The 21416-nt window shown below is 59.8% G+C and carries 19 protein-coding genes, 2 tRNA genes and 4 pseudogenes; 7 read left to right on the plus strand and 18 right to left on the minus strand.

Annotated elements, in window-relative coordinates; all coding sequences use genetic code 11:
• Positions 1 to 19: 19 nt before the first annotated feature.
• Positions 20 to 424: a serine kinase/phosphatase gene (locus AB4N48_RS02210; RefSeq protein ID WP_095181643.1), complete on the minus strand. Its 405-nt coding sequence runs from the start codon at positions 422 to 424 to the stop codon at positions 20 to 22.
• Between the two features lie 140 nt (positions 425 to 564).
• On the opposite strand from AB4N48_RS02210, the gene can reads away from it, so the two are divergent.
• The gene (gene can, locus AB4N48_RS02215) at positions 565 to 1209 is read left to right on the plus strand and encodes a carbonate dehydratase (RefSeq protein WP_039761245.1); all 645 of its coding nucleotides are present in this window, start codon (positions 565 to 567) and stop codon (positions 1207 to 1209) included.
• Between the two features lie 9 nt (positions 1210 to 1218).
• Here can and AB4N48_RS02220 read toward each other — a convergent pair whose 3' ends face one another.
• Both AB4N48_RS02220 and AB4N48_RS02225 read right to left on the minus strand, forming a co-directional pair.
• Entirely contained in the window at positions 1219 to 1743 is a 525-nt protein-coding gene (locus AB4N48_RS02220; RefSeq protein ID WP_095181644.1) for an SET domain-containing protein, read from the minus strand.
• 174 nt (positions 1744 to 1917) lie between these two features.
• Positions 1918 to 3090 (minus strand): hypothetical protein, encoded by a 1173-nt coding sequence (locus AB4N48_RS02225; protein WP_460094726.1) that lies wholly within the window; start codon positions 3088 to 3090, stop codon positions 1918 to 1920.
• Between the two features lie 217 nt (positions 3091 to 3307).
• Here AB4N48_RS02225 and AB4N48_RS02230 point away from each other — a divergent pair, with 217 nt between their 5' ends.
• Entirely contained in the window at positions 3308 to 3598 is a 291-nt protein-coding gene (locus AB4N48_RS02230) for a nucleotidyltransferase family protein (RefSeq protein WP_042609686.1), read from the plus strand.
• Between the two features lie 60 nt (positions 3599 to 3658).
• On the opposite strand, the gene AB4N48_RS02235 is transcribed toward AB4N48_RS02230, so the two are convergent.
• The gene (locus tag AB4N48_RS02235) at positions 3659 to 5077 is read right to left on the minus strand and encodes a short-chain fatty acid transporter (protein WP_016773194.1); all 1419 of its coding nucleotides are present in this window, start codon (positions 5075 to 5077) and stop codon (positions 3659 to 3661) included.
• Positions 5078 to 5419: 342 nt separating this feature from the next.
• On the opposite strand from AB4N48_RS02235, the pseudogene AB4N48_RS02240 reads away from it, so the two are divergent.
• From AB4N48_RS02240 to AB4N48_RS02255, 4 genes and pseudogenes are all read left to right on the plus strand, one after another.
• Positions 5420 to 6731, plus strand: a pseudogene (locus AB4N48_RS02240) (MFS transporter).
• A 204-nt stretch (positions 6732 to 6935) separates the two neighbouring features.
• Positions 6936 to 7574: pseudogene (locus AB4N48_RS02245) on the plus strand (PAS domain-containing protein); the annotation flags it as partial.
• A 150-nt stretch (positions 7575 to 7724) separates the two neighbouring features.
• Positions 7725 to 8162 (plus strand): annotated as a pseudogene (locus tag AB4N48_RS02250) (methyl-accepting chemotaxis protein); the annotation flags it as partial.
• A gap of 216 nt (positions 8163 to 8378) precedes the next feature.
• On the plus strand, positions 8379 to 8978 hold the full coding sequence (locus AB4N48_RS02255; protein ID WP_460059168.1) for a flavin reductase family protein: 600 nt from the start codon (positions 8379 to 8381) through the stop codon (positions 8976 to 8978).
• Between the two features lie 53 nt (positions 8979 to 9031).
• Here the strand turns inward: AB4N48_RS02255 and ggt are convergent.
• From ggt to AB4N48_RS02300, 9 genes and pseudogenes are all read right to left on the minus strand, one after another.
• Positions 9032 to 10863: pseudogene (gene ggt / locus AB4N48_RS02260) on the minus strand (gamma-glutamyltransferase).
• Positions 10864 to 11079: 216 nt separating this feature from the next.
• Positions 11080 to 11328: a bacteriocin immunity protein gene (locus tag AB4N48_RS02265; protein ID WP_460094729.1), complete on the minus strand. Its 249-nt coding sequence runs from the start codon at positions 11326 to 11328 to the stop codon at positions 11080 to 11082.
• 50 nt (positions 11329 to 11378) lie between these two features.
• Positions 11379 to 11648 carry a bacteriocin immunity protein gene (locus AB4N48_RS02270; protein ID WP_076564114.1) on the minus strand — a complete coding sequence of 90 codons (270 nt, stop codon included), beginning with the start codon at positions 11646 to 11648 and terminating at the stop codon, positions 11379 to 11381.
• Positions 11645 to 11911, minus strand: a complete 267-nt coding sequence (locus tag AB4N48_RS02275) for a bacteriocin immunity protein (protein WP_252876894.1) — start codon at positions 11909 to 11911, stop codon at positions 11645 to 11647. Before AB4N48_RS02275 ends, AB4N48_RS02270 begins: the two co-directional genes overlap by 4 nt.
• Positions 11912 to 12008: 97 nt before the next feature.
• The gene (locus tag AB4N48_RS02280; RefSeq protein WP_076564112.1) at positions 12009 to 12284 is read right to left on the minus strand and encodes a bacteriocin immunity protein; all 276 of its coding nucleotides are present in this window, start codon (positions 12282 to 12284) and stop codon (positions 12009 to 12011) included.
• Between the two features lie 6 nt (positions 12285 to 12290).
• Complete coding sequence (locus AB4N48_RS02285) at positions 12291 to 12461, minus strand: hypothetical protein (RefSeq protein ID WP_330221322.1); 171 nt, start codon at positions 12459 to 12461, stop codon at positions 12291 to 12293.
• A 20-nt stretch (positions 12462 to 12481) separates the two neighbouring features.
• Entirely contained in the window at positions 12482 to 13537 is a 1056-nt protein-coding gene (locus AB4N48_RS02290) for an S-type pyocin domain-containing protein (protein WP_375122684.1), read from the minus strand.
• Positions 13538 to 13763: 226 nt separating this feature from the next.
• Positions 13764 to 13840 (minus strand) — tRNA-Met (locus tag AB4N48_RS02295).
• 115 nt (positions 13841 to 13955) lie between these two features.
• The gene (locus AB4N48_RS02300; RefSeq protein WP_460094730.1) at positions 13956 to 16013 is read right to left on the minus strand and encodes a methyl-accepting chemotaxis protein; all 2058 of its coding nucleotides are present in this window, start codon (positions 16011 to 16013) and stop codon (positions 13956 to 13958) included.
• A 347-nt stretch (positions 16014 to 16360) separates the two neighbouring features.
• Here AB4N48_RS02300 and AB4N48_RS02305 point away from each other — a divergent pair, with 347 nt between their 5' ends.
• Positions 16361 to 17578 (plus strand): MFS transporter, encoded by a 1218-nt coding sequence (locus tag AB4N48_RS02305; protein WP_039761258.1) that lies wholly within the window; start codon positions 16361 to 16363, stop codon positions 17576 to 17578.
• A 144-nt stretch (positions 17579 to 17722) separates the two neighbouring features.
• Here AB4N48_RS02305 and ychF read toward each other — a convergent pair whose 3' ends face one another.
• The 5 genes from ychF to AB4N48_RS02330 form a co-directional block, all read right to left on the minus strand.
• Entirely contained in the window at positions 17723 to 18823 is a 1101-nt protein-coding gene (gene ychF / locus AB4N48_RS02310; RefSeq protein WP_016773202.1) for a redox-regulated ATPase YchF, read from the minus strand.
• 22 nt (positions 18824 to 18845) lie between these two features.
• On the minus strand, positions 18846 to 19430 hold the full coding sequence (pth, locus tag AB4N48_RS02315; RefSeq protein ID WP_016773203.1) for an aminoacyl-tRNA hydrolase: 585 nt from the start codon (positions 19428 to 19430) through the stop codon (positions 18846 to 18848).
• Between the two features lie 173 nt (positions 19431 to 19603).
• A complete protein-coding gene (locus AB4N48_RS02320; RefSeq protein ID WP_056790308.1) occupies positions 19604 to 20206 on the minus strand; it encodes a 50S ribosomal protein L25/general stress protein Ctc in 603 nt (200 codons plus the stop codon).
• Between the two features lie 141 nt (positions 20207 to 20347).
• Entirely contained in the window at positions 20348 to 21289 is a 942-nt protein-coding gene (locus tag AB4N48_RS02325) for a ribose-phosphate pyrophosphokinase (protein WP_003171603.1), read from the minus strand.
• Between the two features lie 45 nt (positions 21290 to 21334).
• Positions 21335 to 21409 (minus strand) — tRNA-Gln (locus AB4N48_RS02330).
• Between the last annotated feature and the right edge of the window lie 7 nt (positions 21410 to 21416).

Raw genomic sequence — 21416 nt, forward strand, 5'->3', positions numbered from 1 at the left:
AAAATTTCAAGTCAGCGGGTCAGCGCTTGCCATCCAGCGGATCCAGATCCGCCAGTTCCGCTTCATCCAGCCCGTCACCGCCGCCGATGTCGGTTTCACTGACCTCGCTCAAATCCCAATCCGCCGGATTGCCCTCGCCGAGTTCATCGGCATCGCGCGCGCCATCCTCGCGAATCAACGTTTCCGGGCTCAGGTCATCGTCGGTCGGCTGATGATCATCCACCGAAGCCCCGGTCATACCCGCCTCACGCACTCGCTCAGCCGGCATCAATTTTTCGCGTTCACGCTCGGGCAGCTCATCTCCGATTTTCGCGCTGGGCTCTTCGTCGTCGAAATCCAGCTCGTGCACCGAGCCCATGCGGTCTTCGTTATCGTCGATGGGTTCCGGTTGCACCGCATCATAAGGGCGTCGTGAATCAGTCATGGCAATTCCTCATACTGTGGGCCTTACTGAGTGGACTCACCGGGCGCGCGAGAATTCCAACGAAAACACTTTGCGCTGGCGGCGTGACTTCGACGGGTGGTCGTCTATCAAACCTGCGCATCTTTCTTGAGGCCTTATCCATGCACGATCTACAAGACCTGATTGATAACAACGAGCGTTGGGCTGACGCGATCACCAAGGAAGACCCGGACTTCTTCGCCAAACTGGCGCGCCAGCAGACCCCGGAATATCTATGGATCGGCTGCTCCGACGCGCGCGTGCCGGCCAACGAAATCGTCGGCATGCTGCCGGGCGATCTGTTCGTACACCGCAACGTCGCCAACGTCGTGCTGCACACCGACCTCAACTGCCTCTCGGTGATCCAGTACGCGGTGGATGTGCTCAAGGTCAAACACATCCTCGTCACCGGCCACTACGGCTGCGGCGGCGTGCGCGCGTCGATGCAGGATCGCCAGTTCGGCCTGATCGATGGCTGGCTGCGGTCGATCCGCGATCTTTATTACGAAAAGCGCGAAGAGCTGGCCAAGCTGGCGACCGAAGAAGAGCAGGTCGATCGCATGTGCGAACTCAACGTGATCCAGCAAGTGGCCAACGTCGCGCATACCAGCATCATCCAGAACGCTTGGCATCGCGGACAGCCGCTGTCGATCCACGGCTGCATCTACGGGATCAAGGACGGCCGCTGGAAAAGTCTCAATACCACCATAAGCGGTTTCGAACAGTTGCCGCCGCAATACCGCTTACGTCCGGTCGGCGCCCCGTAACCACGGCGTTCAGTTACGGCCTGGATGCCGCCAGCGCTGTAAAAAGCGCTGGCCTTCAGGCGTGGGTGGATCGTCGTAACCGGTGATCCACCCACGGCAGCGCGACGAGCCGCAATCGCAGGCGAACTGGCGTAGCAGTTTGTCTTCGGTCGATGCGTAATCGATGCTCAGATGTTCGCCGCTATGGATATCTTTCAAGGCCCACAGCCACAACTCGCTCATGTCGAGAAATACATTCGGATCGCAGGCGTGCTCGAGCACACCGCAAAAGCGCGGATCGTAAACGTGGATGCCGGTTTGCAACTGACGGGTCTGTCGACAGCGATAGGGCAGCAATTGCCCGGAAACCCGGCACATTCGGCTAATGCGCAGAAACTCGCGGCGCGCGACCACCGCCGTGGCCATGCCACGTTCGTCGTGGATAATCTGAAAGTCCTGGCAGGATGGAAAGCCCAGTCGCACCGGAAGTCCGGCGAACGGATAGATGCCTTCTGTATCGCGTGGAAGGTGCCGGCCCATGGCTTGATTGTTCATAACGATCCTTGTTGTTGAGTGTTGCCTCCGGGTTGTGCCCATGCCCCGCCAGGCGAGGCATGATTGGATCCAAGCGTCGCGCAATTGAAGGTAGCGGTCTACTGTCAAACCTGACAGGCGCGATCACCGCTGGCCCGCGTCAGCATTGGCTGACACGGGGGACTCCAGTAGCGATTACAGAGTTGGTGCGGGCACGGCGGCCGCAGGCAGTGGCGCTTTCAGCTGTTGCAGCTGTGTCTTGATGCGTGGCGTGGCGCACTTGGCAGCCGCTTGTTCAGCGCTGAGGTTGCGGATCGAGGTATAGAACAACTCGCAGGTTTTGACCTTTTGCGTCACCTGCCATGTTTGCGTGCAACTGTTCAGCGTGGCCTGCGCATCGCTGCCCGGTTTGCTGCCCATTGCCGCCTGCCAGCAGGCAGCACTCAAATCCTGGCCCATGACTTTCAAGCCCGCCGCGTCTGCCTTCGCCTGGGCATCGTCGCCGGTATAGCTTTTCGGATCGGCGGCGTACCAGATATAGCTCGGATGATTCGAGCCGAGCACCGGCACATTCACTCCTTCGGCCGGACTGATGCTCGCCAGCCCCAGCACCCCCAAGGTCGGCCCGTATTGTTCCTTGATCCAGTTGCGCACCGGCGCCCCGAACGCAACCATCGGCAGCGTCGCGCCGCTGGCGGTCTGGCTGAACTGCTTGACCAGCGTGGTCTGGTAATCCTTGAAGTAGTCGTAGACATCCTCCAGATCCCCGCCGGCATTGGACGGCGCGGCGATCGGCGCGATGTCGATGATGGTCTGGTAAGCCGGCGTCTGCCCGGCGGGGATGCCGTTATCGGTCAGCAACGTCGCCCAGCGATCGGTGGTGTTCGAGCGCAGATAGTTCTGCGCCTGGGTCAGCGAGTAGTCAGGCGGGAAGTGCAGCAACTCGACGCTCTTGCGATTTTCCAAGGCCATGCCCAACGGCAGGAACAGATACCAGCTGTAGGCCCATTTGCCATCGGCATTCAGCTTGCTGGCGCCGGCATAAGCCAGGTCGCCGGCGTCGAGCAACGCCGACAGCGGCTTGTCATAGCCGTCCGGCACTCCGGTGATCTCGGCGTAAAGCTGATCGTTGTCGGTTTTCACCAGCACCTTGGCATCGGCGTAACCGTCGCGCTGGACGCTCTGGCTCAGGTAGTGAGCAACGGTCTGCTCCAGCGTCCAATTGCGAAAGCAGATCACGCTGCAATTGTTGGGGTAGGCGAAGAGGCGGGTGACGCGCTCGGTGCTGCCCAGTTTTACGTCGACATCGGCGTGGACGGCGGCGCTTAGCGTCAGTGCAACGAGGGTAAGTCCTGCGAGTTTGAACATGCTCAGATCCTTTTCAGCGTGGGTTCCCCTCGATTTGGGGGCGCTTCATAGTGGATCAGTGGTGTTTGACAGAAAAGCGGTTGAGTGTGGATTCTTGCCCGAATGCGGTATTACCCAAGCAGCGCACGTATTGTTACGGCTGTGCCAACAAGCACGCTGCCTGGTGCGCGTCCGCACTGCTAGACTGCAGCGACATCGAATTTTCCAAGGGTGAGTCATGAAGCCTTCTACTGCTCTCGACATGCAAAGGTCCGCCGTCCGCGAAGTGATCGGGCGCTTTCGCGTGGCCAACCCGCGTGTATTTGGTTCAGCATTGCTGGGGACGGATCTGGACGGCAGCGATCTCGATCTGCTGGTTGACCCACTGCCCGGCACGACGCTTTTTGATCTGGGCGGACTTCAGGTTGAGCTTGAAGACCTGCTGGGTGTTGCGGTCGAGGTGCTGACCCCCGGCGACCTGCCAGTGAAATTTCGTCAGCAGGTGCTTGATCAGGCGCGACCCGTCTAAAGCAGCGATCAAACCAAGTTTTGAGAGCACCTGCCCTTGAGCAGGTGCGTTTTTATCGACTTACGGCATCACCGGCGGCGTATACGCCAATGTCGTCCCCAGCGCCCACAACAACAGCAGCACCAGCGGCGTGTGCACCAGCAGTTGCACAAACGAGAAGCCTATCAAATCCCGCGCCTTCAACCCGAGCACGCCCAGCAGCGGCAGCATATAGAACGGATTGATCAGGTTCGGCAGGGCTTCGGCGGCGTTGTAGATCTGCACCGCCCAGCCGAGGTGGTACTGCAGGTCATTGGCGACTTGCATCACGTAGGGCGCTTCGATGATCCATTTGCCGCCGCCGGACGGGATGAAGAAACCGAGAATCGCCGAATACACGCCCATCAGCAGCGCATAGGTGTCGTGGGAGGCGATGCTGACAAAGAAAGTCGAGATGTGATGCGCGAGGGTTTGCGCGTCGGCGCCTTTGACCGTGGTCATCAGCGCGGCGATCGAGCCGTACAGCGGAAACTGGATCAACACGCCAGTGGTGGTCGGCACCGCACGGGCCACCGCATCGAGGAAGCTGCGCGGGCGCCAGTGCAGCAGCGCGCCGAGCATGATGAACAGGAAGTTATAGGTGTTCAGGCCGGAAATCGCAGTGATCGCCGGTTTGGTCGAAAACTCGTGGAATAGCCAGCCCGCCGCCAGAAGCACCAGCACAATGATCAGCAACGGGCTGTGTTCCAGCCATTCACCGGGGCGAGTGCGCGGTTGCAGCGGCGGCAGGTTGAACGCCGGGTCGATGCCGCAGGCCTTGGCGTCGCGTGCCGAGTTCGGCCCGGGCGCGGTGGCGTAGGCGATGATGATCGAGATCACGATCAGCGCCAGCAGCATGACCCCGGATTGCCAGAGAAAAATGGTTTCGGTGAACGGGATTACGCCAGTGATCGACAGGATCGACGGCGGCAGGCTGCCCGGGTTGGCCTGCAACTGTGCGGCCGACGATGACAAGCCCAGCGCCCACACCGCGCCGAGGCCCAGGTAAGCAGCGGCACCGGCGGCGCGGTAATCCATCTTCAGATCGGTGCGGCGGGCGAGGGCGCGTACCAGCAGCCCGCCAAATACCAGCGACAGACCCCAATTGAGCAGGGAGGCGACCATCGAGATCAATGCCACCCAGGCCACGGCGGAGCGGCCGTTTTTCGGGATGCGTGCCAGTTTGTCGATCAGTTTGACTGCGGGCGGAGAGCTGGCGACGACGTAGCCGCCGATCACCACGAAGGCCATCTGCATGGTGAACGGGATCAGGCTCCAGAAGCCGTCGCCGAAGGCCATCGCTGCAGCGGTGGGTTTGGCGCCCATGGCCAGGGTGGCCAGCGCAACGATGATCACGGCCAACGCGGCGAATACCCAGGAGTCGGGAAACCAGCGTTCGGCAAAACTGGAACAGCGCAGGGCAAAGCGCGCGGAGCGGCTATCTTCGATATCAACGGCCACGGGAAGTACCTCGGATTTTTTATGGTTATTTTGATCCGTGGGAGCAGTCGCCCGGCTCGACAGCCACAGAGACCCCTGTGGGAGCGAGCCTGCTCGCGAAGACGTCGGCACATTCAGCATCAGGTTGTCTGAACTGACGCTTTCGCGAGCAGGCTCGCTCCCATATGGGCGGCTGGTCGGTGTTGGCGTGGTCCCTTGGACAGGCGCTAACAGTAAATCAAGCGCCGCCCTTTTGTTGAGCAGGTTTTCGCAAACCGAGACTATGGTCTGACGGGTTGTCGATCCGCGCATTTGCGTAGACCATGAGCGCCTTGGTTTTTGCCGATGCCTGAGTTCTTTGTCATGACTGCCAACTCCCCAGCCCGACCGGCGCCGTTCAGCCGTGCCGACTACAAGACCCTCGGCCTTGCGGCGCTTGGCGGGGCGCTTGAAATCTACGATTTCATTATCTTCGTATTCTTCGCGCTGACCCTGAGTCAGTTGTTCTTCCCGCCGGAAATGCCGGAGTGGCTGCGTCTGCTGCAAAGCTTCGGCATCTTCGTCACCGGTTATCTGGCGCGGCCGTTGGGCGGGATTCTGATGGCGCATTTCGCCGATCGTCTGGGCCGCAAAAAGGTGTTCAGCCTGAGCATCCTGATGATGGCGCTGCCGTGTCTGCTGATCGGGATCATGCCGACCTACGCACAGATCGGCTATTTCGCGCCCTTGCTGTTGCTGGCGCTGCGCATCCTGCAAGGCGCTGCGGTGGGGGGAGGTGCCGAGTGCCTGGGTGTTCGTCGCCGAGCATGCGCCGACCGGCCATCGCGGTTACGCCTTGGGCTTTCTGCAGGCCGGCCTGACGTTCGGTTACTTGATCGGCGCACTCACTGCGACCTTCCTGGCACAGGTTTTCACGCCTGCCGAAATTCTCGATTACGCCTGGCGCTATCCGTTTCTGCTCGGCGGAGTGTTCGGCGTGGTGGGCGTTTACCTGCGCCGCTGGCTCAGCGAAACCCCGGTGTTCATGGCCATGGAAGCGCAGCGCGAGGCGCGGGTCGAACTGCCGTTGCGCACGGTGCTGCGTGAACATCGTCTGGCCATGCTGCCGGCCATGTTGCTCACGTGTGTGCTGACCTCGGCGGTGGTGGTGTTCGTGGTCATCACCCCGACGATGATGCAGAAAACCTTCGGCATGACCGCCAGCCACACTTTCGGCCTCAGTGCCTTGGGCATCGTTTTTCTGAATATCGGCTGCGTGATCGCTGGGCTGCTGGTCGACCGCATCGGCGCCTGGCGCACGGTCATGCTCTACAGCTTGTTGCTGCCGCTGGGCATTGGCGTGTTGTATGGCTGTCTGATCATGGGCGGCCATTGGATCGGCATGGCCTATGCGGTCGCCGGCCTGGCTTGTGGGGTAGTAGGTGCGGTGCCTTCGGTGATGGTCGGGTTGTTCCCGGCGCGGATTCGCGTGTCGGGCATTTCCTTCACCTACAACATTGCCTACGCCGCCTGGGCAAGTATCACACCGCTGTTGCTGATTGGTCTGATGCCGTGGAGTCCATGGATCTGCGTGATCTTTTGTGCCGTGATGGGCGCTGTGGGGATTGTGACGGCGGCGTATTTCGGTGCGCGCATGCCACGTACCGGACCGTGTCAGGCGGCCGGCGCTGCCTGATCCGCAAGCGCCGGATTATTTTCGACTGACGGGTCTGGAGCTGGCTTAAGAAAAGCTGCGCAAGGCCGATGGCTAGGTTGTATCCGCTAACTACCCTGCCATCGGTGCTTTCCCATGTTCAATAAACGCTTGAAGCAAGAGCTGGCCGCTCTCCGCGAAGAACTCTCCAGCCTTGTACAAGTGAAGGAAAGCCTGGAAAGCGAAATGCTCGCGCTGACCCTTGAGCCCGACGGGCGGATTCGTTCGGTCAACCAGAATTTTCTCGATGAAATGTTCTACAAGAGCCAGGACCTGATCGGCCGGGCAATCGAAGACATCGTCCCGGCCCACGTCAAAACCGACGAATTCCATCAGCGCTTCAAGAACTCGATGAGCCGTGGCGAGCATTTTGCCGGCGCCGTGCGCCTGTTGCGCGGCAATGGCGACGAGGCGTGGCTGCGTTCCATCGTGCAACCGGTACGCTCGTCCGATGGCCGGATCAGACACATTTCCTTCTACGCCAGCGACCTGACCCGCACCATCGAGGCCTCCCGCGAGCATGAGAACCTGATCGGTGCGCTGGTGCGTTCCACCGCCGTGATTGAATTCGACCTCAACGGCAATGTGCTCAGCGCCAATGATCGCTTCCTCAACGGCATGGGTTACAGCCTGGCGCAGATCAAGGGTAAACATCACCGCACGTTCTGCGCCCCGGAAGAGTACAACAGCGCCGAGTACCAGAACTTCTGGCGGCGCTTGAACAGTGGCGAATTCGTCGCAGGCCGCTTCAAGCGTATCGACAGCCATGGTCGTACGGTGTGGCTGGAAGCGTCCTACAACCCGGTGGTCGATGCCAACGACAAACTGTACAAAGTGGTGAAGTTCGCCACGGTGATTACCGATCAGGTCAACCGCGAGCAGGCGGTTGCCGACGCAGCGAGCATCGCTTACAGCACCTCGCAACAAACCGACAGCACCGCGCAACGGGGCACCACGGTGGTCACCGAAGCGGTCAACGTGATGCGTGATTTGTCGCGGCACATGCAAGCCGCTGGCGAAGGTATCGAGGCGCTGAACGAGCAGTCGCTGGTGATCGGCACGATCGTCAAAACCATCAGCGGCATTGCCGAACAGACCAACCTGCTGGCGCTCAACGCCGCGATCGAAGCCGCCCGGGCCGGCGAGCAGGGCCGTGGTTTTGCCGTGGTCGCGGACGAGGTCCGGCAACTGGCCTCGCGCACCAGCCAGGCGACGGACGAAATCGTCGGCGTGGTACGGCAGAACCAGGAAATGGCCCGCAATGCCGTGGCTCTGATGACCGACGGCAAGCTTCAGGCCGAACAGGGCCTGGCGCTGGCGGCGGAGGCGGGCACGGTGATCGTCGAGATTCAGGACGGTGCGCAGAAAGTGGTGGATGCGGTGGGGCAGTTTGCCAATCAGCTCTCTCACTGACACCGCACTGATCCCTCCCACGCTCTGCGTGGGAATGCCGCCCGGGACGCTCCGCGTTCCTTCGCTGGCGTGACGCAGAGCGTCACAGGATGCATTCCCGCGCAGAGCGTGGGAACGATCACCGAGGGGCAGCGCCGCATCTGCTCGCTCCCACAGGTTCTGTGATTCTCCAGTGACAGCGCTACAATCGGCTCCTTTTCCTCCGGAGCAGATCCCATGAGCGTTTCCCACCGCCGTCCGGTGCCTCTGAACAAAGCATACCGCCTGCTCAACCACGGGCCGACCGTGCTGGTCAGCGCCGCTCACGACGGCCAGCGCAACATCATGGCCGCCGCCTGGGCCATGCCGCTGGATTTCGAACCGCCGAAAGTCGCCGTCGTCCTCGACAAATCCACCTGGACCCGCCAGTTGCTTGAAGCCTCCGGGACCTTTGTGCTGAACGTGCCTTGCGTCAATCAGGCCGATATCGTGCAAACCGTCGGCAACACCTCCGGCCTGGAAATCACCCGCGACCAAGGTCAGGACAAGTTTCAGGCGTACGGTCTGCAAACCTTCGCTGGCGAACAGGTTGAAGCGCCGCTGCTCGAGGGCTGTGTCGCCTGGCTCGAATGCCGCCTGCTGCCGGAGCCGCGCAATCACGAGCAATACGACCTGTTCCTTGCCGAAGTCATCGCCGCCCAGGCCGACGAGCGTGTGTTCAGCGATGGGCGCTGGCATTTCGAAGGGCAGGATGGATTGCGTACCTTGCACCACGTGGCGGGGGGGCATTTCCTGAAGATTGGGGACGGGGTGGATGGCAAGACGTTGGCGGTCTGATTTACTCCCGGGAGAAGGCCTGCTGCTCGGCAGGCCTTTTTCAATGCGGTGTTTCAGTCCCCCAACGCTTCTCCCTCACGCCGAGGATCGGCACCCCCGTCAAGGTCGCTTTGCCCTGCGCATCCTTCACCCGCACGATCGCTTGGGTGCCGCTGGTCATGTCGATTTCACTGACCGTGTGGCCTTTGTCTTTCAACGCCTGAATCAGCACCGGGCTGAACTGTCCCTGTTCCAGTTCGGTGGGACCGTTGCGGCTGCCGAAGTTGGGCAGGTTGATTGCACTTTGTGCATCGAGGTTCCAGTCGAGCAGGCCGATGGTGGTTTTCGCCACGTATTCGATGATTTGCGAGCCGCCGGGCGAGCCGACCGTGGCGACAAATTCACCAGTGTTGCGATCAAAGATCAGCGTCGGCGCCATCGACGAACGTGGGCGTTTTCCGGGTTCGACGCGGTTGGCGACTTTCTGCCCGTTCTCTTCGGGGATGAACGAGAAGTCGGTCATCTGGTTGTTCAGCAGAAAACCCTGAACCATCAGGTGCGAGCCGAACGCGGCTTCGATGGTGGTGGTCATCGATACTGCGCCGCCGAGATCATCCACCGCCACCACTTGCGAGGTCGAGATGCGCAACGGCGAGCGGTCCGGTGCGTAGGCAACCTGCACGCCCGGCGGTGTGCCCGGTTTGGCGCTGCCCATGCTGCGCTCGCCGATCAGGCTGGCGCGGCTGGCCAGGTAGGCCGGATCGAGCAGACCTTTGACCGGTACCGGGACGAAGTCGGTGTCGGCCACGTATTGCGCACGATCGGCATAGGCCAGACGTTCAGCCTCGGCGATCAGGTGCACTGCTTGCGGCACCGGTTCCATGCCGGCCGGCCTATTGGTGTTCACTGGTTTGAGTGGAGTCAGCGACAGGCGGGGATCGCGAGTCTCCAGCGCCTGCAACGTGCCGAGAATCTGCGCCACGGCGATCCCGCCCGACGACGGTGGCGGCATGCCGCAGACCTGCCAACGCTTGTAGTCGGTACACAGCGGCGCGCGCTCCTTGGCCTGATAACGCTGCAAATCGTTCAGCGACAGGCTGCCGGGGTTGGCGTGCTGTTGAACCCTGGCGACGATCTCTTCGGCGATCGGACCTTTGTACAGCGCATCGGCACCTTCGCTGGCGATACGTTTGAACACGGCCGCCAACTTCGGGTTCTGCAGGCGCGTGCCGACAGCTTTGACGCTGCCATCGTCATTCAGGAAGTACGCAGCCATGTCTGGCGACTGGCGTATCAGTGGATCGGCAGTCAGCAGCGAATGCAGACGCGGGGAAATCGCAAAGCCTTGCTCGGCCAGTTTGATCGCTGGCTCAAACAGCTTCGCCCATGGCAAGCGACCGTGTTGTCGATGCGCCAGCTCCAGCGCCCGCAATACCCCGGGCGTACCGACCGAGCGCCCGCCGATCTGCGCTTGCGTAAAGGCCATCGGTTTACCGTCAGCCTTCAGGAACAGCTTCTCGGTGGCCCCGGCCGGCGCCGTTTCGCGGCCGTCATAGGTGCGCACCTGCTTGCCATCCCACAACACAATCATCGCCCCGCCACCGATCCCGGAAGACTGCGGCTCAACCAGCGTCAACACCGCCTGCATCGCAATCGCCGCATCAATCGCCGAACCACCCTGACGCAACATCTCCCGCCCGGCTTCGGCCGCGAGTGGATTGGCAGCAGCGGCCATGTGTTTATTGGCATGACGGGTTTGCAGATCAGTGCGATAACCGGAAGCGGCTTCCGGTGCCAGCGGCAACGAAGAAGAGGGCGGGGCGTTGCATGCGGTGAGGGTCAGAGCGCTGACAAGCAGTGTCAGGGCTGGCAGGCGAAAGCGCTTCAAGGGCTGGGCTGGAAACACGCGGGCTCTCCGTCCGTGGGGTAAAAGTCTTCGGGGACTTTATCGAGCGGGCCGGCGGGGTGCAAACTGCGTGAGGATTACAGCCCTCCCGCTCAGCGGCCGCGCCAATCGATTGGCCGAAAACGATGCCCTTGCGGGAGCGAGCCTGCTCGCGAAAGCGGTAGCTCAGGCGGTGCGATCTTCTTGAGAATGATGCTGGGTTAGTGAGTCAGAAACTTATTGCTTGAAGCCGGGTAGATCATGGGTAGAGCGCCACTTTTTCACGATTTCGGTAATGCTCTCGGCTGTTTGTTGTTTCATATCCTCGGGCCAATAGATAAGGTCAGTGCCCGCTGGGTGCTCACACAAACGTTCAAATTCAAACAACAGCGGATCGAGAATCTCGTCTGGGCTTGTGTTGGCTGCAAGAACAGATTGCACAAATTTCAAGAATTCTGCTTCGGTGTAGTCGGATATGTTAGTCATAACGTTCTCAAGTTGAAGTTCCACAGTTCAAATGAAACGGGCGGCAGGATTCATGTCTTGAACCCAGGTAGTCGATTCGCTTCGCGCCATGCCATGACTGTACGAGCTATTCCGGCAGATGTTGTATCTGCTCCGGGCTCGGGGTAGAAGATCAGGTCTGTTCCAGCGGGGTGGCCGGTCAAAGCCCTGAATTCCGCCAGCAATCTGCCAAGCTCCTTGTCAGACCCACTTCTGTTGACTGCTCTTATATTTTTCACGAAACAGATGAATTCTGATTCTGTGTAGTCAGCTATGCTTTGCTTGGTGCGTTTTCTTATCATTGCTTGAAGCCCGACAGCCCATGGTCACTACGCCATTTCTTCAATGACTCAATGATTCCCTGTGCCGAGTCATCGGCGCCATCTTCAGGGTAAAAAATCAAATCGGATCCTGTTGGGTGTCCACAAATCAAATTGAAGTGAAGAACGAGCTTGCTTTCTTCTTCTTCGCTCCCCTCATTTCCGATAATGCCCTCAAGGATGTTGATGAATTCTTGCTCGGTGTAATCTGACAAATCGTCTTTAATAAGGAATTCCGTTGCCATTGCCTATCTCATGCACGAATCTTGGATGTGTTGAGACGCAATAAATCGTGACAGCCAAAGTTAACTCGACGGCTCGAACCCTCAACGACACGATTTATCAAGAGCCTTTGAACCCCGGCAATCCCTGTGCTTCTCGCCAGTCCCTGACACTTTGCATTACCCCCACAGGGGAGTTATCAGCACCAGGCTCCGGGTAGTAGATCAAGTCCGATCCTGCTGGATGCTCGCTGATTGTCTCGAAGTGCGCCAACAGTAAATCAGCACGATCATCGTTTTCAGCTTCTTCATCCTCTTTCGCGAGCTCTTGTAGTAGCGCGACGAATTCGGCCTCTGTGTATTCAGAAATGCTGGCTTTTAATAAGGTGTCTTTCATATTTGCCTATTCACGCCGGTGTATATCGATATGGTTCCGAGGAGTATTTACTCGAAGGTTATCTAGGTCATATACGCCACCACCCTTGGATATTTTTTCGAGATGGTGAATTTCATAAGACTTTCTACCGCCGACTCTATCGGCTTTACGCACACGTGGCGCCTTACCCTTACGCATGCGACCAACATTCTGTTCAATCAACTCCCCCCCGATGTTGACTCTGCAACAGTTTTCCAAAAGGTTGCTCTGAATGAGTCGAAGTTTTTGAATTCTCGTCCTCGTAGAGAGTTGGCAACGTCTGTTGGAATCGGAACCCCCACGTCCGAATCAGCCCCCGCAAGCCATATCCCCGCCACATCCTCTCCCACCCCCGTAACGATCCCAGGCGTCTGCCTCGCCGGCCTTGAATAAACCACATACAACGACTTCAGCCCGGTGTCCGCCGGGAACACCAGAATACAATCCTCGGCCGTTACATCCTCGCCCGGCAGACCCTCAATCTGGCTATCGGTGTTGTCCGGGATCGGGTGGACGAGGATCGGGTCGAGTGCCTCACCGTGGTCGGGATAAACCAGCGGAGGCATCGACCCCAACGGCCCGCGTTGCGGCGTCCAGAGAATGGTGATGCCGTTGAGCTTGGCCTCCATGGCGGTCTTGTCGGCGTTCCACTTGACGTTCACCGTGCGTACGGCGTCGTCGCCAGAGGCGCCGGAGTGGATGCCGTAGACCCGCAGAACACCTTCGGCATCACGACGAAACTGGAAGCGCACGCGCGTGGTGGCGCGGCTCATGCGGCGTAGTTCTTCGTCGGTGTGAAGCGTGCCGTCGGCCATTTTGCTCGGCAGCATTCCCAGCACAAAGACGCTGGCCGGCCCGCCGGCGCCACGGATGGCCCAGTTCAGGCGCTGTTGCAAAATCCCGCCGCCGGCCAGACGCCCCAAAGCCAGGTCAGCACCTATCGCCGTCGCGACCGCGGTACTGGCGGAGGGCATGAGCATGGCGCCGGCGACCATGATCTTGCCGAAGTTGCTGGCTGGCTCCTCGGCAGTGCCAGCGTCCGTGCGACACCAGTTGTCCGGCGTGCAGGACTTGGCAAAGACCCTGTCTTCGCGTGGCTTGGGCGCAGGCCACTCATCCTTCTCGATGTACACCGGCTCCGGCGCTTTCGGTGGAAGCAAAGTAAACCAGGCCCTGCCACCGCTATACGGATTTAATAACCAGTCATCGTCGAGAAGGTATTTGTATTGAGGCATGCCAACTCCCTGTATGGCGCTGAATCGAGCCAGGGGAGCTTGTCGGTATAGGAGCGATTCGGGGAGAGAGCGACAGGTGGCTGATGCTACGAAAGATCCGTTTCGTACCAGAGATCTACTTTTTTCTTACGGAGGCATCTGAATTGCATGCAGGGAGCGGGAGGAAAAGGACTTTTCTCGAGGCATAAAAAAACGGCCTACCTTTCGGTAAGCCGTTTTTAGTACTTGGTGGCTACACAGGGACTTGAACCCCGGACCCCAGCATTATGAATGCTATGCTCTAACCAACTGAGCTATGTAGCCAAGTGGCGCGCATTATTCCCCTGAAATGGCAAAGCGTCAAGCGTAAATCGAAAATATTTCTTCCTGTTTTCAACTGCTTATCCTCCAGCCCCGAAAATCGGGGCCGGGGAGGGCGTCAGCGCAGTTGGAATCTGGCGGTATTGGCGCTCAGGGCCTCGCTACCCTGGCTCAAGGTGTCCGCCGCGAGGTTTACGGCGCGTGCGCCTTCGAGCAAACGCACCGCCGCTTGATCGACCTGCTGGATATTGCCGCTGACTTCGTCGGCAGTGCTGGCCTGTTCTTCAACCGCTGTGGCGATTTGCGCCAGGGTGTCGGTGACACTCTGTACGGCGCTGGCGATTTCTCCCAGGCGTTCGCCGAGTCCGGTGACTGCCTCGGCATCCGATTGCGCCTGACCACAGGCGGCTTCCATCAGGCTCACCGCTTCGTTGACCGTGGCGCGCAGGCTGTCGACGGTGCCGGCGATCTGCGCGGTGGACGATTGCGTGCGTTGCGAGAGGCTGCGCACCTCGTCGGCGACCACGGCAAAGCCGCGACCCTGTTCGCCGGCGCGGGCGGCCTCGATGGCGGCGTTGAGCGCGAGCAGGTTGGTCTGCTCGGCGACGCCGCGAATGGTGTCCACGACCAGTTGAATCTGCTGGCCTTGCTCGCTGACCCGGCCGAGCGCGGCGGCGGTGTCGTTCAGGCGCTGATTGAGCTGCTGAATGCTCGCCGTGGTGCGCTGGCTGTCGCGGCTGCTGTCGGCGGCGATGCGCCGGGTTTGCTGGGCGCTGCCGGAGGCCTGTTCGCAACTTTGCGCGACGCCTTGCGAGGTGGCGGCCAATTGCGTGGCGGCAGCGGCGATCTGGCTGATCTGCAACTGCTGCGCCTCGACTTCGCTCAGGGCGCCGCTGGAGTGTTGGTTGAGGCTGCGCACCGCGTTGCTCAACTGCGAGGTCTCGTGGTCGACGCCAAGCATGCTGCTGCGCAATTGCACCACAGCGACGTTGAGCGCGGTGCTGATCGCTGCCAGCTCATCGCGCCCCACCACCGGCACTTGCAGGCTCAGGTTACCGTCGCGCAAGGCTTCGGCGAGCAAGGTGATGCCGCTGGCGCTACGGCGGATCGAGGCTTGCAGGCAAACGAACAGGTATAACGCGGCCAACAGCAGGCAACCGAAGATTGCGGCGACAACAATGAACTGGCGGATCGCCGAGCTGTAATACGCATCGAGCCGCTGATCCAGCGCGACCAGGGATTGCTGGCGCAGGGAAGCGAGGTCGGTGAGCAGCGCGTCGAGGCTGCGTTCGAAGTCCTCTGGCTTGAGGTTGATGCTGCCGCCAAACACACCGTCGTCGAGGACTTTCAGGCCGCTGTCGAGGTGTTTCAGGCTGTCGTGATACTGGCCGGCCCAAGCTTGCAGCTCGGCTGGCAGACGCGCCTCCAGCAGGCCGGCGGTTTTCACCAGTTGCTCGCGGGCGTCACCAATGCGGCTGCGCAGGTCGCGCAACTGCAGGCGGCTCTGCAGGGTGAACTGACCGGAGACGACCGAAGCCTGGCCGACTGCGGCGAGACGGCCGACCCGCTCGATCAGGTCCGGCGCGTGCTGCGTGGAAATCTGCGTCAGCAGGTAGGTTTCCAGCCACGGTGCAAGGGTCAGGCGATTGTCCATGACGATCTGCTCGCGCAAGGCTTGCAGCGCGCCCAAGGCATTGGTGAAGCGGTCATAACCGTCCGGCCACCAGCCGACACTGCTCAAGCTTTTCGAATCAAGGCCATTGAGTGCGGTTTGCAGCGCCTGAAAGCGTTCGAGGATTGCGCCGTCGGCGCCTTGCTGGTTCAGGGCATTGCCCAGCTCCGTGGTGGCTTGCAGCACCGCCGGTTGCACGCCGTCGAAGGCGGCCATGGCGGCGAGGGTGGCCGGTGTAGGCTGACGATTGGTCTCGGTGGCGCGCCAGCGGGCGGCGCGGTCGCGTTGAGCGGCGAGCAGGTTGTCCAGCGCATCCAGCGCGAGCAGCTGACGCACGCCGGCACGTTCGCCCGAGATCAGATTGAGCTTCTCGCGATAGTCATGGCCGATCATCAACAGGCTGCCGGCCAGCGGCAGAATGAACAGCAGAAACAACAATTGGAATTTACCTGCGAAGCCAAACCGCCCCAGCAAATTGATCCCCGGTGAAAGGAAAGCCTGCATGCCTCATGACTCCTCTGGACACCACGCACCATTGGCGTGCATCGCGAACCTTTCGGCTGCGACCTGTGCCCTCTAAAAGGCCTCGAAAGTTCACCCTCGCCCGCTCTGTAGGCCGGCTCTGTAGCGAAACTTCCCATTGTCGAGCGCCTTTGTAAGGCGATCGTGTTCAAGGGCAGAAGCAAGGCAAGATTCAGACCATGGCGTTGAGCTATCACCTTCGCCACCAGCTCCTACGCGAGATAGGAATGTTGGTTAGTTAGCTGGCTAAGGGGATAGCGCGAGCGCACCGAAAAATGGCACATTGACGCACCTGCCTGCGGGCACCCATCTGCTGTCCGGAATTTTCCATGGCTATCAGCAACGTTCAGACCGCCGCTGCCTCGGCGACCGCTGCTCCGCAAAGCAGCCCCTTGGTGATGCGCATCATCGGCGCGGTGGCGCTGGCGCATCTGATCAATGACCTGATCCAGTCGGTCCTGCCGTCGATCTACCCGATGCTCAAAGCCAACTATGGCCTGACCTTCACCCAGGTCGGCCTGATCACCTTGACCTTCCAGTTGACCGCGTCGCTGTTGCAGCCGTGGGTCGGTTACCACACTGATCGCCACCCCAAACCGTGGCTGTTGCCGGCGGGCACGGTGTGTACGTTGATCGGCATTCTGATGATGTCGGTGGTCGGCAGCTTCCCATTGATTCTGCTGGCGGCGGCGCTGATCGGCATTGGCTCGTCGACTTTTCATCCGGAAGCCTCGCGTGTTGCCCGGCTGGCCTCGGGCGGCCGGTTTGGTCTGGCGCAATCGACCTTTCAGGTCGGCGGCAATGCCGGCTCCGCGTTCGGCCCATTGCTGGCGGCGGCGATCATCATTCCCTTCGGCCAGGGCAATGTGGCGTGGTTCGGGCTGTTCGCGGTGTTTGCGCTGTTCGTGCTGTACCGCATCAGCCGCTGGTACGCCAATCACCTCAACTTGTTCAAGCTCAAGGCCGGCCAAGCCGCGACGCACGGCTTATCGAAGGGCAGGGTGACCAGTGCCTTGGTGGTCCTGGGGCTGCTGGTGTTCTCCAAATATTTCTACATGGCCAGTTTCACCAGCTACTTCACCTTCTACCTGATCGAGAAGTTCGACCTGTCGGTGGCGAGTTCACAATTGCACTTGTTCCTGTTTTTGGGCGCAGTGGCGGCGGGGACGTTCTTCGGCGGGCCTATCGGCGACAAGATCGGGCGCAAGGCAGTGATCTGGTTTTCCATCCTGGGGGTGGCGCCATTCACCCTGATCCTGCCGCATGTCGATCTGTTCTGGACCAGCATTCTCAGCGTGGTGATCGGCTTCATTCTGGCGTCGGCATTCTCGGCGATCGTGGTGTACGCGCAGGAACTGGTGCCGGGTAATGTCGGGATGATTGCCGGGATTTTCTTCGGCCTGATGTTCGGTTTCGGCGGGATTGGCGCGGCGCTGCTCGGGCATCTGGCGGATGTGCACGGGATTGAGTACGTGTATTTCCTTTGCTCATTCCTGCCGTTGTTTGGTGTGTTGGCGATCTTTCTCCCGCGTACTAAAAAAGCTTGAGATCAAAAGATCGCAGCCTTCGGCAGCTCCTGCATGGGATAGATGTACATCTGTAGGAGCTGCCGAAGGCTGCGATCTTTTAACAATCTTTCGGGCACAAAAAAGCCGCGTATCAAACGCGGCTTTTTCTTGTGCGGCTGTTGCTTAGACGTTGAAGCGGAAGTGCATCACGTCGCCGTCCTTGACGATGTAATCCTTGCCTTCCAGGCGCCATTTGCCGGCTTCTTTGGCGCCGGCTTCGCCCTTGTACTGGATGAAGTCGTTGTAGGCGATGACTTCGGCACGGATGAAGCCTTTTTCGAAGTCGGTGTGGATCACGCCGGCGGCCTGTGGTGCGGTGGCACCGACCTTGACGGTCCAGGCGCGGACTTCTTCGACACCGGCGGTGAAGTAGGTCTGCAGGTGCAGCATTTCGTAACCGGCGCGGATCACGCGGTTCAGGCCAGGCTCTTCCAGGCCCAGCGCTTCGAGGAACATGTCCTTCTCTTCGCCGTCGTCGAGCTCGGCGATTTCCGCTTCGATCTTGTTGCACACCGGAACCACCATGGCGCCTTCTTCTTCGGCAATGGCCTTGACCACGTCCAGGTGCGGGTTGTTCTCGAAACCGTCTTCGGCAACGTTGGCGATGTACATGACCGGCTTGGTGGTCAGCAGGTGGAAGCCCTTGATCACGGCTTTCTCGTCCGCGCTCATGTTCTTCATCAGGCTGCGTGCCGGTTTGGCTTCGGTGAAGTGCGCGATCAGTTGCTCGAGCAGAGCCTTCTGAACCACGGCGTCCTTGTCACCGCCCTTGGCGTTGCGCGCGACTTTCTGCAGTTGTTTCTCGCAGCTGTCGAGGTCGGCGAAGATCAGTTCCAGGTCGATGATTTCGATGTCGCGTTTCGGGTCGACGCTGTTGGACACGTGGATCACGTTGTCGTCTTCGAAGCAGCGCACCACGTGAGCGATAGCGTCGGTTTCGCGGATGTTGGCCAGGAACTTGTTGCCCAGGCCTTCACCTTTCGAGGCACCGGCGACGAGGCCGGCGATGTCGACGAATTCCATGGTGGTCGGCAGGATGCGCTTGGGATTGACGATGGCCGCCAGCGCTTCCAGGCGCGGATCCGGCATCGGCACGATGCCGCTGTTCGGCTCGATGGTGCAGAAGGGGAAGTTCTCCGCCGCGATACCGGATTTGGTCAGGGCGTTGAACAGGGTGGACTTGCCGACGTTAGGCAGGCCGACGATGCCGCAATTGAATCCCATGGTGTTTCCCCTCGGGTAAAAGTCAGGCCTTCTGGCTGTGCAGGTTTTTCATCGCGCGGTTCCATTCCCCGGCGAGGATATCCGGCAGCACGCCGAGGGCAAAGTCGATGCTGGCATCGAGTTTTTCCTGTTCGGCGCGTGGCGCACGACCCAGGACGAAATTTGAAACCATACTGGCAACGCCCGGGTGGCCGATGCCAAGCCGCAGGCGGTAGAACGTATTCTGATTGCCCAGTTGCGCAATGATGTCGCGCAACCCGTTGTGACCGCCATGGCCGCCGCCCTGCTTGAGCTTGGCAACGCCCGGAGGCAAGTCGAGTTCGTCATGCGCCACGAGGATTTCTTCAGGCTTGATGCGGAAGAAACCGGCGAGTGCCGCCACGGCCTGGCCGCTGCGGTTCATGTAGGTGGTGGGAATCAGCAGACGAACATCCTGACCCTGATGCGAGTAGCGCCCGGTCAGGCCGAAATATTTGCGATCGGCCACGAGATTCACATTCTGTGCGTGGGCGATGCGCTCAACAAAAAGGGCCCCTGCGTTATGCCGGGTCTGTTCGTATTCAGCGCCTGGATTTCCCAGGCCAACGATCAGTTTGATGGCAGTCACGATAGGGGCCCTTCCTTGGAGTGGTGGATAACATCGCCGCGATCGGGGAAAGCGGCGAAAGTGGACGAAAAATGCTCATTTACCATGGATGTAAACTCCGCGTTCTCGCCCGCTTTCTCGCTACGTTCCAGTCCGCGATGTTACTTGCTCACTCCCCGGCATGACAGAGTGAATTACTCTGCTTCGCCTTCTTCGGCAGGTTCTGCAGCAACACGTGGAGCGTGGACGTTGGCAACAGCCTTGTCATCGCCGTGTGCCAGAGCAACGAACTCAACACCTTTAGGAGCTTTGAGGTCCGACAGGTGAATGATGGTGCCGATTTCTGCTTTCGACAGATCGACTTCGATGAACTCAGGCAGATCTTTTGGCAGGCAGGTCACTTCGATTTCAGCAACAACGTGCGAAACTTCGCCGCCTTTCTTCACTGGAGCTTCTTCGCCAACAAAGTGTACAGGCACGATGGCGGTCAGTTTCTGGCCGGCAACAACGCGTACGAAGTCAGCGTGCATCACGTGGCCTTTGGCCGGGTGACGCTGCAGCGCCTTGATGATGACGTTCTGCTTGGTGCCACCAACGTTCAGCTCGATGATGTGGCTGTAAGCCGCTTCGTTTTCGAGCAGTTTGGCAACTTCTTTGGCCAGCATGCTGATGGATTCAGGGGCTTTGTCGCCACCGTAAACAACAGCTGGAACCAGAGCGGCGAGACGACGCAGGCGGCGGCTCGCACCTTTCCCCAGGTCGGAACGCACTTCAGCATTCAGAGTAAAATCGTTCATTTTGTATCTCCAAAATAGCCATGACCGAGTGGCGTTTGCGACCAGCGCCGAACACGGTATGGGCAAAAAAGCCCCGCCCCGACAGGAATGCCGGGGCGGGGCGCTTTTCGTCAACGAGACATTTCGCGAAGGGCAGGGCCCTTAACGGAACATCGCGCTGATCGATTCTTCATTGCTGATGCGGCGAACCGCTTCGGCAACAACCGGTGCGATATCCAGTTGACGGATACGTGCACAGGCTTGTGCTGCAGCGGACAGCGGGATGGTGTTAGTGACCACCAGCTCGTCCAGCACGGAATTTTCGATATTCTCGATGGCCCGGCCCGACAGCACAGGGTGTGTGCAGTAGGCAAAGACCTTGGCTGCGCCATGCTCTTTCAGGGCCTTGGCCGCGTGGCACAGGGTGCCGGCGGTATCGACCATGTCATCGACCAGAATACAGGTACGCCCTTCGACATCACCGATGATATGCATCACTTCAGAGTGATTGGCTTTCTCACGGCGTTTGTCGATGATCCCGAGATCGACGCCCAGCGACTTGGCAACAGCCCGTGCACGCACGACGCCACCAATATCCGGGGACACGATCATCAGGTTTTCGAAGCGCTGATCTTCGATGTCATCCACCAGAACCGGGGAGCCGTAGATGTTATCTACCGGAATATCGAAGAAGCCCTGAATCTGGTCAGCATGCAGATCAACCGTGAGAACACGGTCGATGCCGACTACGGTAAGCATGTCAGCAACGACTTTCGCGCTGATAGCCACACGTGCGGAACGCGGACGGCGATCCTGACGGGCATAACCAAAATAAGGAATAACAGCAGTGATACGAGTAGCTGAGGAGCGGCGGAAGGCATCAGCCATCACTACCAGTTCCATCAGGTTATCGTTGGTCGGAGCGCAGGTCGGCTGAATAATGAAGACGTCTTTACCGCGAACGTTTTCATTGATCTCGGCTGTGATTTCGCCGTCGGAAAACTTGCCGACAGAGATGTCACCGAGAGGGATATGCAGCTGACGTACGACACGCCGAGCCAGATCGGGGTTGGCATTCCCCGTAAAGACCATCATCTTGGACACGCGCAGTACCTAGAGGCTGAGGGTAACCTGGATGAGTAGAGAAAATGGCAGGGGCGGCTGGATTCGAACCAACGCATGGCAGGATCAAAACCTGCTGCCTTACCGCTTGGCGACGCCCCTGTATCTG

Source organism: Pseudomonas sp. S2_C11 (assembly GCF_054668395.1).